The 12,265-nt window shown below is 45.1% G+C and carries 7 protein-coding genes and 1 other RNA gene; all 8 read right to left on the reverse strand.

Annotation, left to right across the window (positions count from 1 at the left end):
* Nucleotides 1-2: 2 nt before the first annotated feature.
* The 8 genes from AC4EG4_RS01210 to AC4EG4_RS01245 all read right to left on the reverse strand — a co-directional run bounded on the left by AC4EG4_RS01210 (nucleotide 3) and on the right by AC4EG4_RS01245 (nucleotide 12,260).
* A complete protein-coding gene (locus AC4EG4_RS01210; protein ID WP_490986714.1) occupies nucleotides 3-3,584 on the reverse strand; it encodes a dynamin family protein in 3,582 nt (1,193 codons plus the stop codon).
* A gap of 670 nt (nucleotides 3,585-4,254) precedes the next feature.
* Nucleotides 4,255-5,013: an SDR family NAD(P)-dependent oxidoreductase gene (locus tag AC4EG4_RS01215; protein WP_490986715.1), complete on the reverse strand. Its 759-nt coding sequence runs from the start codon at nucleotides 5,011-5,013 to the stop codon at nucleotides 4,255-4,257.
* A gap of 94 nt (nucleotides 5,014-5,107) precedes the next feature.
* Nucleotides 5,108-6,613, reverse strand: coding sequence for a carboxypeptidase M32 (locus AC4EG4_RS01220; RefSeq protein ID WP_490978095.1), 1,506 nt, complete (start codon nucleotides 6,611-6,613; stop codon nucleotides 5,108-5,110).
* 53 nt (nucleotides 6,614-6,666) lie between these two features.
* Nucleotides 6,667-8,574 carry an ATP-dependent DNA helicase gene (locus AC4EG4_RS01225; RefSeq protein WP_490978094.1) on the reverse strand — a complete coding sequence of 636 codons (1,908 nt, stop codon included), beginning with the start codon at nucleotides 8,572-8,574 and terminating at the stop codon, nucleotides 6,667-6,669.
* 49 nt (nucleotides 8,575-8,623) lie between these two features.
* The gene (locus AC4EG4_RS01230; RefSeq protein WP_490986716.1) at nucleotides 8,624-9,760 is read right to left on the reverse strand and encodes a THUMP domain-containing class I SAM-dependent RNA methyltransferase; all 1,137 of its coding nucleotides are present in this window, start codon (nucleotides 9,758-9,760) and stop codon (nucleotides 8,624-8,626) included.
* Nucleotides 9,761-10,226: 466 nt separating this feature from the next.
* An RNA gene (gene rnpB, locus AC4EG4_RS01235) (RNase P RNA component class B) lies at nucleotides 10,227-10,606 on the reverse strand.
* Nucleotides 10,607-10,653: 47 nt separating this feature from the next.
* The gene (gene gpsB / locus AC4EG4_RS01240) at nucleotides 10,654-10,947 is read right to left on the reverse strand and encodes a cell division regulator GpsB (RefSeq protein ID WP_006829902.1); all 294 of its coding nucleotides are present in this window, start codon (nucleotides 10,945-10,947) and stop codon (nucleotides 10,654-10,656) included.
* Nucleotides 10,948-11,012: 65 nt separating this feature from the next.
* The gene (locus AC4EG4_RS01245) at nucleotides 11,013-12,260 is read right to left on the reverse strand and encodes a ribonuclease H-like domain-containing protein (RefSeq protein ID WP_490986717.1); all 1,248 of its coding nucleotides are present in this window, start codon (nucleotides 12,258-12,260) and stop codon (nucleotides 11,013-11,015) included.
* Nucleotides 12,261-12,265: the final 5 nt, after the last annotated feature.

A 12,265-nucleotide genomic window follows, 5' to 3' on the forward strand; every position in this document is an offset into this window, starting at 1 on the left:
GTTTACACCCTTCCATCCATTAAGTTTGAATATAATTCTTTCCACTGGGCCAATTTTTCGGATTGCTGGAGCAAGGTGCGCTCTGAATCGATCTGATCAATTGCCTGGCGAAGAATGTGTTGGCGCAGACCTTCTGCTTCCTGCTCAATCCAAAATTCCGACCAGTTAGCCAACTCTTTCTTTTCCTGTTCCAAATAGCGCAGCGCATCGGGTTCCATCATTGCTTGCAGTGCATCGCGCATCTTCTCTTTTTCGTTTTTCTCGAAAAAGCTTTTGTTGTTCTTGTAATACGATTTGACTGAGGAGTAGTCCGCATTCGTGAACGGTTTATCAATATCCAATGACTCTGCTTCTTGAACTTCGTATGGCGTAAACGAAAAATCGGCATTTTGCTCTTTCAGTTTTGCTGTATCTTCCTTAAAGCGGGACTCCAGTTTCTTTTCGATGAACTGGGTCAGCCGGAAATTGGTCACGCGCAACTCCTGCTGGAAATCAAAGCCGGTCATTTCGTTCATATCCAGCAACGCGGTATCCAGTGCCACCTGTGCCGATTTGTTTGAAAAAACCGAGGGGTTAAAGGCTTCTTTGAAGAAATCATTAAACCGATAAAACACTCGCTGATTGACATAATACAGCAATTCATCCAGCTCCTGCAGGGCTTCCCGCTCCAACAATTTGGCAATGGATGAACCAAACAAGATGCGCAGCTGCTGCTCCAAGTGCTTGAGTTCTTCCAGCCTTTCGTCTTTTCTCAATAAGTTCTTTTCGGTTTGTTCGATCAGGCTGCGGAAACGGTTCACTGTTTTCTGCTCTTCTTCCGCCAGCGATTGGACCGCCATGCCTTTCAGTTCTTCTTTTAGGAAGTGCTGGAACGCTTCTTCGAACTCCGGCATGCCTGAATGCTGCCGGTCCCGCAGCGCCATCAAGCTGGAAACGCCAAACAGTCGTGGAAAACGAATACCGAAACGCTGCAGCTCGTCTTTGACATAGGTGACGACTGCATCTTTTTCCTGCTCGTCATTGGCCAAATCAATCGCATTGACCACAAAGAACATTTTATCCATTTCAAACGCATCTTTCACTCGTCCAAGCTGAATAAGAAATTCCCGGTCCGCCCGCGCAAATGCATGGTTGTAATAAGTGATAAACAGAATTGCATCCGCGTTGCGAATATACTCAAACGCGACATTGGTATGGCGTGCATTGATGGAATCTGCTCCAGGCGTGTCCACAAGTGTCACACCATTGCGCGTTAGTTCACAGTCGTAATAAAAATCAATTTCATCAACAAAACAGCTTTTTTCTTCTTTTGCGACGTACAAACCAAAGTCTTCACGATTGGTCCGCAAGGTTTCACCTAAACGGTCCTTGAATTCCAAATAGCCTTTGTTGAAGGCTAAAATGAATGATTTATGCACTTGCTGCTCTGTTGGGGTATTATCTGGAAGTTTCATCGACTTGGCATATGCATCGTCCAAAGAAGTGACATCAATCCCTAGAACATGGAAGGAATTTTTCACGTCTTCTGTCATTTGAGCACTGGTCTTTAAACGCACATCTGCGGTTTCGTGCGGATGCTCGTCCGAAACTGGCCGGATCCGGTTGATCGTTGCTGTTGTTGGATTTGGAGACACCGGCAAAACGTTCTCCCCCATTAAGGCATTTGAAAATGAAGACTTTCCTGCACTAAAAGCACCGAACAACGCAATAGTGAATTCCTGTCCTTCAAGCCGTCCCGCTTTTCGCTTCAAGTAAGCGGCTGTTTCTGCAAAGCCTTTGATCGGGTCGATTACTTCGGCAGTCCGCTTGGCACGCTCGAGCACAGCGATCTCGTCGAATGCTGCCACTTCAAGAGTTTCAGCCTGTTGTGTCTGTTCTTCTGGCTGAAGGTCACCTTTTTCGAGCATAGCTGGATCAAATTCGGTCATTTCTTCAATGGACACTTCAAATTCGCTCAGCCACTGTTCTACTTTATCTTCGGCAGCGGTTTTTTGTTTGGGGAGCATTGCTGAATAGGATTTTTTTACTTTATCAATTTTGCTGTCCATTTCTTCAAGCGTCTGAATTGCCAATACTTTTTTGGATAAGGTTTGTGCCTTCATGTCTATTTCCGTACTGGCATCGTCCGTCAGTCCGTCGAACTTTTCTTCCTGTGCTTTTTTCCAGCCATCCGTTTCACGGATAAACCAGCGCTGTACGGCAGTGGATATGCTATTGGCAAAATTAAGTACTGCATCCCCCGTCATCGAAGTACCAGCTGGTGCCTGTTCTTCGACCACAGAAAACGGGACATCAAAAACCATGTCGTCAATTGCCAAAGACTCACTGTCAGTCAATATGCCGGCATCTTTCAAAGAAGATTTCATCAATTTTTTTAAGTGGTTGGTAATTTGGGAAGATACAGTGGTCTCAAGGCGTTCATCCACTTCCTGGCGCCTTTTTTGTCGCTCTTCTTCAGTCTTTTTGCTGCTGAACAGCATACCGACTTTAAAGTTTGGCTGTATGGATTCCAAGTAGTTGGTCAATGCACTGCGCAGCTCATAAGGCATAATATTCGAGTTTTCCAACAGTTCTTTGCGGCTTTTTTCAAATTTGGCCTGCCAATTTTCAAAATCCTGTACAGACATTCTGCGTGATACGAGAGCGTTTTCCTTTTTCAAGTCTTCGCGCATTTCCCATTCTTGTAGATCTAGAACTTCTGAAAATGCCTGTAAACGTTCTGTTTTTTCGTCTTCTAAAAATTGAATATGTTCATCTTTTAATTGATTTAAGGCAGAATCCGATGCTTCGCCGACATGGCCCTCCCACTCTTGCATGGTTGAAGAAACGAGATCTTTGACTTGCTCAAAATCATTGTTTGGAAACTCGAAATCCTTTAGCGATGTAAAGAAAATCCCTTTCGGAACCACTCCCCACGCTGCAAACGAATCATGCACCGATTGCTGGAAATCTGCAAAACTCATTTCACTGCTTTGATGCTTATCAATTTGGTTGACAATTAAATACAAATCCGTGTATTTCTGCAATTCTTTAGTGAAATTAAAGTTCAGCTCAGATTGGACATGGTTGTAATCCATCACATAAAAAACCATGTCGGCCACATGCAAGGCGGATTCTGTCGACATGCGGTGTGCGTCGTCTGTGGAGTCCACTCCCGGCGTATCCATAACCGTGATGCCTTTTGGCAGGACAGAAGCCTGATGGCCGATGTCGATCTGCGTAACATCTCCGTTTTTGCAAAATTCTTTGACCGCGTTAAAATCATAATTTTCCGGGAAATAGACTGGCTTCTCGTTGCGCATATTGACAATGGCAAAGTCGGTTTCTGACTTTTGGACATTGACGATATTGGCGCTGGTTGGAATTGGGCTGGAAGGCAATAAGGTCTCACCTGTCAGTGCATTGATCATAGAAGACTTGCCAGATGAAAAATGGCCGGCAAACCCGATAATGAAATTATTTTTTAAGATTTTCTTTGCAAATAAATGCGCTTTCGCTTCCCGCTCGGTATCTTCATTGTCTTGAAAGATCCGGTACAGATGAGCCGTTTCAAGTAATTCTTTTTTATGATCAAGAACTGTCATTTTGAAATCTCCTTCTCCGTTACTGTTCTCTATCATATCATTTTTGTGGAAGAACGAAAAACATCCTTTCCGTTTTTGGGAAGGATGTTGCAGATTGTAGACAAAGGCTCAATAAAATGAATAGTCGTGCATACTCCCAACCGATCCGGCCACTTCGCTTTCCGTAGGCTCAAGCTTCAGCTTCCTCGTCACTGTGTTTCTGCGGGGTCTTCCGCTTTCGTCGCTTCGCTGCTCCCACAGGAGTCTTCGTGGCCAGCCCGGTTGGAGCGTGCGGCTTTGATGAAAGAGAGCAGGCTGCTCGTCAATTTCCCAATGAAACAATTTCAACTAGCCTAGTAATCTCTTCACTCAAGGATCCGAAGCGCAAGACGGCGAAGGGCAAACATGTACTCCTGCATCGCTGCGCTAGCTTCGTCGCAAAGACTTGAAGGAGACCCCGCAGGAGCTTGCGACGAGGAGGCTCAGCGCTTCGTCCGCGGCAGCCCGCACCGCGACGTCCTGTCGCGCCTGCTGCATGACCCACATCCTGTGAGCCCGAAAGCGTCCGGCTGGAGCGCAGGATTCCGTATAAAACCTGACCAAATGAGATTTTATTCTTTTGGTCTCGTAAATATTCTTTTGTCTAAAAGCTCAAACATCCTTCCCGATTTTGGGAAGGATGTTGTTTTTCTTATGAAAATCCATGGATGGACATGCCGCCATCAACAAAGAGTGTTTGGCCGGTAATATAGCTTGCTGCGTCTGATGCTAAAAATACAACTGGAGATGCTACTTCCGGCAATTCCCCAACACGCTTCATTGGAGTAACAGCCAGTATGGACTCCAAGTATTCGGAATCGCTTAGTATTTTTTCAGTTAAAGGCGTTTTGAAATACCACGGCCCGATCGCGTTGACGCGGATATTCTTCGGTCCCCATTCCATCGCCATGACCTTGGTCATCTGAATGATCGCAGCTTTGGACGCTGCATAAATAACGCCAGTTTTCAGTGCACGGTCTCCTCCAACTGAGCTGATGTTAATGATCGAGCTGCCGCTGTCCATCTTTTTGACAGCTTCCTGCGAAAACATAAAAACGCTTTGTGCGTTGGTATCCATAATTTGATGCCATTCCGCGTCAGTAGCATCCGATAACGAAGAACGAATGTTCATTCCAGCATTGTTTACCAAAATGTTAATCGCTCCAAACTGCTCAACTGTTTTTTTCACTGCAACTTGAATATCGCTGCGTTTTGTTATGTCTGCAATTATGTATGCTGTGCGGTCATTGCCAATTTCCTGCTGGGTCTGCTGCAGATCTGATTCGGTACGCGCCACCAGCATCACATTGGCACCTGCCTCTGCAAGCGCCATGGCAATTGCTTTGCCAATTCCTTTGCCCGCTCCCGAAACAATTGCCGTCTTGCCTTCCAAACTGAATGATTTTAACATCGTTTATCGCCTCCGTCTTTATTATAATCAAACAATTCGCTAATTGTCTTACTAAATAAGAAAAACCGCCATGAAAACTCACGGCGGCTGGTGCTTATTGTTCTAACTGGTAGATTTTCGAATACTTTTCTTCTAAATAGTCGGCTAAATAATCCGGGTTTAAGCCTTCCCCAGTCACATCTTTTAAAATATCCAATGGCTTTTTGAAAGCGCCGTGTTGGTGAATATTTTTAGTCAACCACTCACGAATCGGCTGAATGTTGCGGTCCGCCAAAAGCTCATCGAAATTCGGCAAGTCTTTCAGCATCGCGTTTTTAAACTGAGCAGCATACATATAACCTAAAGCATATGAAGGGAAGTAGCCAAAGCTTGCGCCTGCCCAGTGAACATCCTGCAGTACGCCTTCTGCATCATTAGATGGGCGAACGCCCAAATATTCTTCGTATTTGTCATTCCACAACTTCGGCAAGTCGCTTACTTGAAGGTCGCCATTAAACAGACCTTTTTCAAGTTCGTAGCGCACCATGATGTGCAAAGCATACGACAGTTCATCTGCTTCAATGCGGATCAACGAAGGTTTGGACTCATTGATGGCACGCACGTAATCCACTAACTCAACGTCTGCAAACTGTTTCGGTGCATATTCTTTCAACAAGCTGAAGTTTTGCTGCCAAAAATGTTCGTTGCGGCCAATAAAGTTCTCACAAAATAAGGACTGCGACTCATGAATCCCCATAGATGCACCCGTTTCAATCGGCAAACCTGCCAATAGCTCACCCAAGTTCTGCTCATACATGGCGTGTCCGCCTTCGTGAATGGTACCAAAAACAGCTGTCCGGAAATCAGCTTCGTCGTATTTGGTAGTGACACGGGTATCCTGGCGATTGATGGAAATCATAAACGGGTGAACCGTCTCATCCAATCTTCCTGCTTCAAAGTCATAGCCTAGCTGCTCCAGCATCTGGCGGCTGAAATCCTGCTGCGCTTCTTTTGGAAAATGCTCGTATAAAAAGGCTGTCTCCGGTTTGTTTGGAGAAGCCGCAATTTTCTGCACGAGCGGCACAATGCGTTCACGCAGTTTACCGAATACTTCATCGAGTACTTCTGTGGTCATTCCAGGTTCGTACTGATCGAGCAATGTATTGTAAGGGCTGCCGTTTTTCTCGCCCCAATAGCCAATCATTTTCTTGGTCGTGCTGACCAGCTCTTCCAGATAAGGAAGAAACAACGAAAAATCTGAAGCTTCCTTGGCGTTTTCCCAAACAGATTCCGCTTTGGATTGAAGGATGATGAACTTTTTGTATTCTTCCGGCGGAATTTTCTTGCTCAAATCATATTCTTTCCGCGCTTCTTCTACAGAACGGCGAATATATGGATCGAGTGTCGCCTGTTCCGCTTCCAAAGAACTCAGCAATTCGCCAAATTTATCGGAAGTCGACAAATTGAATACTTCCTCTGACAAGGTACCGATCGTTTCAGAGCGCAATTCCACTCCTTTTTTCGGTGCACCGGTACGCAAATCCCAGTACAATAACGCAATTGCTTCATTATAGCCTTTGATCTTGCTAAAGTGTTCGGTAAACTGCTTTTCGAATGACACAAAAATCCCTCCAATGGTTGATGTGACTATTGTATCACAAGCAACCGAATCACTTAAAAGTTTTCAGCAGGAACCGGCAGAATGGTTTCCCATAAATGCTCGACACGCAATTCGTCTTCATTGAGCAATAAATGAATCTCGCCGTAATCATTTGACGTACGGATCAAACGGCCAATGCCCTGCTGGATGCGCAGCTGCATAAATGGCAAATCAATTTCTTCCAGCGGGTTGTTGCTGAATTTGCGTTTGGCATCAAAAACCGGATCTTTCGGTGGAAACGGCAAATCGACGATGATGACTTTGGTTAATGCCTCACCCGGTAAATCGAGGCCTTCCCATAGATGATAGGAACACAAAATCTGGAACTTTCCACTCTGGAATTCCTTGACCACTGTCGACAGCTCGCGGTCTCCTTCAAATTCGATGGTGTATTGATGATCCAATGGAAGCGACTTTTTGAAATTGTCCATTTCCATTTTCGAAGTGAACAGAACGAGCGACTGGTCGCCTGTGCTGAATAGGTCATAAACTCGTTCAAACTTCTGGTTTTGCTCGAGCGGGTGCTTGAAGATTTTCATAACATCCTCATAATCAAATGGCGACGGTACCGAAAACGATTGGTATTTGTCGATTCCCAAGCTGTCTGACAAGTAGGTAAAATCTTTTTGGATTGATAAAGTAGCCGAAGAAAAAATGATTGGAATCTTTCCATCAAACAATTTTTCATCCAATATATCGGTAACGAGGCGCGGCATGATAACCAGTGTCTCTATTTCATCTTTAATTTCCAGCCATGTGACGGCGTCGCCTTCTTCTACGAATAAACGCATAGAGAATGTGTATTGTTCGAAATACTCTTCAGCCAACCGCAGTTCGTATTCCGGAATGGTGAACAGCTCGCCTTCAAAGACGAATTCTTCCATCATCAAATCGATGTGGCGAATCAGCAACTTGCCGACTTGGACCAATTCCGGAGCTTTAGTGATGGCTTTGCGGTCTTCATCGCTTTTAACGGTATGAATGCGCAGCAGGCGGAAAAAATCATTGTGAAGATCGATCGTCTGCTCGATCATGTTCAAAGTTTTTTCGCGCATGCCGTCGGAAAGGATGCTTTCTGTAACGTCTTGAAGCGTGCTTTCCTGCACTTCATATGTCAATGCACGCTGGGCTGCAAATTCCAGCAAATGCCCTTCATCGAGCACAATTTGCGAGAATTCAGGAAGCAATGGCGTCTGGCCTTCGCGTTTGCGCGTTTCTTTTGTCCAAATGTGCTCCATTAGGAAATCATGCGAACAAATGACCAAATCTGTCGCTTGACGATAATGGTTGCGGTGAATGGTCTGTCCGCATTTATTTCGCATGTCGCAGGCATTGCAGTTTTGAATCGGGTGGTAATTGACTTGCTGCCATTCTTCATCGGTAACTTCCGGATAGCTTGAGCGTTCGCCATAGGGATACGTGTTTTGCATAGAGTACGTTTTGTTGACAAATTCCGGCAGACTGTATTCAATGTCATCCAGAAAATCGGCATCACTGCGCTTTTTGGCCCCTTCCAGGCGTTGAAGGCATAAATACTGATCGCGTGATTTCGCCAAACGGACATCCAGATTCAAATCAAATAAATCATTCAGGCGGTCCACGTCCCCGCCTTTTTTGACCAATTGCTCAATCAAAGTCTCGTCTGCACACGAAATAAGTGCCGGCTTGCCTGTGTAACGTGCATACGCAATGGCAGGAAGTAAATAAGCCATCGTCTTCCCGGTGCCGACGCCCGCTTCTGCAAACAGAACTGCTTTTTCTTTTAATGCCTGCTCGATTTGGAACGACATAAAAATTTGTTCATCGCGCAGATCATAGCCTTTTTCAGGCAATTCATCGTAAAATACATCGCCGATCCAGTCATTGAGTGATTCAAAGAAAGTTTTGTCCTTTGATAAAGGAAATGGTAGTGGCTGTCTCATAAACTCTCCTCACAGAGAAACGGAAGAGCCAGTGCCCTCCCGTTTCGTCTCATTTATTTTTTGAACGTTCTCCCCAGAATTGGAAAAGATCCGTACGGATAAATCCGTTGAATAATTTACGTTTTTTCGTAGCAGGCTGTCCGTATAGCGTTTCAAAACGCCCCATCGATGACAGCATGTATATGGACCATGTTGGGTGTTTCGCAAATATCCGCCCCATGTCCGCAATCATTTCTTCAATAATTTCAATTTCGCCCAGACGTTCGCCGTAAGGCGGGTTGCCGACAACAACGCCGTTTTCTTCTGTTGTGGTGAAATCCTTCACTTGGCGCTGTTCAAATTGAATCAAATCGGCAAAGCCGGCTTCCCGGGCATTTTCTTCCGCAATTTTCAGCATGCGGTGGTCGATGTCAGTGCCCAGAATATTAAGGGGCTGATCATAATTTGCCAGCTCTTCCGCTTCTTCGCGAACCTCATCCCAAATTTCCTGGCCAATCCATGGCCATTCTTCGCTGTCGAAATCGCGGTTGTAGCCAGGCGCCAAATTTTGGCCAATCATTGCCGCTTCAATGGCAATAGTACCCGAACCGCAGAACGGATCGACGAATGGACGGTCAGGTGTCCATCTTGATAGTTTCACCAAAGCTGCAGCCAAAGTTTCTTTCAATGGGGCTTCCCCTTGGTCCAAACGATAGCCGCGTTTGTGCAGCCCTGCTCCGCTCGTATCAATGGACAATTGCACTTTGTCTTTCAGGATCGACACTTCGATTTTAAAGCGCGGTCCGGTTTCATCCAAGAAGGAATTGCGGTGATAGGCTTTTTTCAAGCGCTCGACAATTGCTTTCTTGACGATCGACTGGCAGTTTGGCACACTGTGCAGCGTCGATTTTACGGATTTTCCTTGTACGGGAAACTCCGCATCCACCGGCAGGAATTTTTCCCACTCGATTTCTTTTGTGCGTTCGAACAATTCATCAAAGGTATACGCGTTGAACTCCCCAGCAATGATTTTAACGCGGTCAGCTGTCCGCAGCCACAAGTTGGTTTTGGCGATATCGCGTTCATTTCCTTCAAAAAACACTTTGCCGTTTTCAGTCTCTGTTTCATACCCTAATTCTTTTACTTCGTTGGCGACAATGGACTCCAGGCCCATCGCGGCGGTTGCGAGCAATTTAAATGTTGTCATAACGACTCCCTCTCCAGTTGTTCACTATTTCAGATTTCAATGTTTGTTTGATTGATGGTCAATTGACCTACCTATATATTTTCAGTATATAGGTTAATCTCTTTTTAATATTAACTCCTTTTCTGCTGTTGATATTCCGCAAACCAACTCCGCTTTCTTGCGGGCTTGCGCCGAACTAACTCAGACTTGCTGTCCGATTGGATTTCGGCACTTCGCTATACCGCGGGAGTCTCCGTTGGCGTGCTCCATATCTTTATAAATCAGAAAAATAAGGAAGCAAATTTTATAAATCTTGTAGGTTATTCCGCAAAACATTTAAGTTTATATTCTCTGGATATCTCTTAGAAGAAAGCGTCACCCTGAAAAGACTTCTTCAAAATCTATACTTTTAACATTTCGACTCATAATATGAAGAAAAGCTCCCCGACAGGAGAGCCTTTGATAAGCATTTTAAGACCATGTGAAATTCTATAAGCCATGTTTTGTTTCCACGTACTCAAACAGTTTGCACCTCGTACTAGTGGACAGCAACCATCTATCTGCAAGCTTGCGCCTGCCTCTTCATCGGTTCATTTCCTTCAGAAAAGTGCCCCTACCATAATTTGGGTTTCTCGCTCACGGGGTTTACCTCGTTCCACCTGCATAATTTCTTATACAGCTCCGTCACTGTGGCACCTTCAGGGTATTTAGGCCATATCCGAAGACTTAGGCGTTCTACCCGCCGTCAGCTATTGCTAGCTGCCCCAGCTTATTGTTTCACTGGGCGCGAACACTACGGTCATCTCAGAACCGTGCGAGCATGGACTTTCCTCTCCAGCATAAATGCTGGAGCGATTGCCAGAATTTCAAATGGCTTTACTAGTATACGTCATTTGGCACAATAAAACAATCGTTTAGTTATTGTCCAGTTTGTTGCCGAATACATGATTTTCAAGATGGGACAAGCGGCGCAGAATATCGAAGTTTGTCGTTCCCGGTGCCGGCGTTGCCTGTTTTCTTGGCGTGTCTTCCAGTTCCATGCGCAAGCGTTTGTTTTCGTTTTCAAGTTGTTCAATCCGCTTGGCAAAAGCTTCATAATCCTGTATCACTTCATCCAGAAAATGATCTACTTCATCCTGGTTGTACCCACGCATTGCTGTTTTGAAATCTTTTTCTAAAATATCCTTTGATGTAAATTTATTGTCCATTCCAATCGTCCTTCCATAAAAAAGCTACATTACAATAAGTATATCATAAGGTGGATTTTTCGTGCTTAGTTCTCGGCAACTTCAGGACTTTTTTTACGTTTTTTCTCTTCCAGGCGCACTTGCCGCTTGCGAATGTCCAGGATCAACGACTCCCGGACTTTTGTATACTCACTCGCTTCTTTTGCAAAACCAGCCATGATCATCGCTTGATCCAAGTCCCGCAATTGATGTTCGTAGAGTTTTGATGCGTGAATCCACGCTTCCACTTCGATGCTGCCGCGCAAGTGAGGCGCTGCTTCTTTAAACAGTTTGACCGCTTCTTCGTGCATGCCCGCTCTTTTTTTCTGGATGGCCAACAAATAACGTGCCAACGCAGAAGAGGCCCCCCGTTCCACCGTTACATGTTCCAAATACGCTGCGCTTTGGTCAAATTGTTTTAAGTCCGCGTACCACTTACCAATATTGGTATAGGCGCCACTTGTTTCCGACTCCATATCCTCCATCAGCAAATTGGATGACAGCACATACAGCGACACGAGCGAAAGAATATCCAGCTCGTTGTGGTACAGAACTTTTGCCAAACCGTCTGGAAAACCGCTCTTTACAGCATCCAGGTAGATAGCAGGAATTAAGTAGCCAGGCACATCTCCTTGCCGCGCAAATCCGAGCTTTTCTTCTTCAATGGTACTGAGCTTCATTCGGACCAGTTCATTTTTCCAAATTCGCTTTGTACCATGAAACAAATCAATCTGGCGCGGCACCGGCAGCTTAGGAAGAATATTTCGGTGCATGGTCCAGCGGGATGTTAGTTGCGGCCAATCGAAGCTTTTGCCGTTATAAGAAAAAATGATGGGATCATCTGTTTTCCATAAGCCCGTTTCGTATAGAAACGCAGCTTCATGCGAAGGATCCGGCATGATGTATTGCATCATTTCAAAATGGTCGCTGCGCTTGACCAACAGGCCAATCAAAAAAATGTACGCTCCGGTTCCGCTGAGGCCCGTTGTTTCGGTATCGAAAAAGACAAGGGGATCTTGTTCTTTTAGTTTAAAGGGATGTTCAAAGTCAACATTTTTCCAAGCCCTCAGCACAGGATCCAGTTCATTTAATACAACTGACCCGTGCCGGGTATCAAACGGATAAATGATTTTCTTGCGAAAAACGAAACCAAATTTATTTTCAATGAGTTCCAGCCCAATCCCATTCCACTTCTCTACGTGCAACGGCCGCTCTGCAGCTTTGGGCTGTTGTTTTTTTGCCGGCTGTTTTTTCAGCATGCCTTTCATCTGGAGAAGTTTGTTTTCAAATGACATATTCT

This window comes from Planococcus sp. TJ-201 (assembly GCF_058268495.1).

What these genes read in the sequence shown, in the direction of transcription:
- AC4EG4_RS01210 (WP_490986714.1), bottom strand. Translation starts at nt 3,584, where the DNA reads ATGACAGTTCTTGATCATAAAAAAGAATTACTTGAAACGGCTCATCTG.
- gpsB (WP_006829902.1), bottom strand. Translation starts at nt 10,947, where the DNA reads ATGGACAATAAATTTACATCAAAGGATATTTTAGAAAAAGATTTCAAA.
- AC4EG4_RS01225 (WP_490978094.1), bottom strand. Translation starts at nt 8,574, where the DNA reads ATGAGACAGCCACTACCATTTCCTTTATCAAAGGACAAAACTTTCTTT.
- AC4EG4_RS01230 (WP_490986716.1), bottom strand. Translation starts at nt 9,760, where the DNA reads ATGACAACATTTAAATTGCTCGCAACCGCCGCGATGGGCCTGGAGTCC.
- AC4EG4_RS01215 (WP_490986715.1), bottom strand. Translation starts at nt 5,013, where the DNA reads ATGTTAAAATCATTCAGTTTGGAAGGCAAGACGGCAATTGTTTCGGGA.
- AC4EG4_RS01245 (WP_490986717.1), bottom strand. Translation starts at nt 12,260, where the DNA reads ATGTCATTTGAAAACAAACTTCTCCAGATGAAAGGCATGCTGAAAAAA.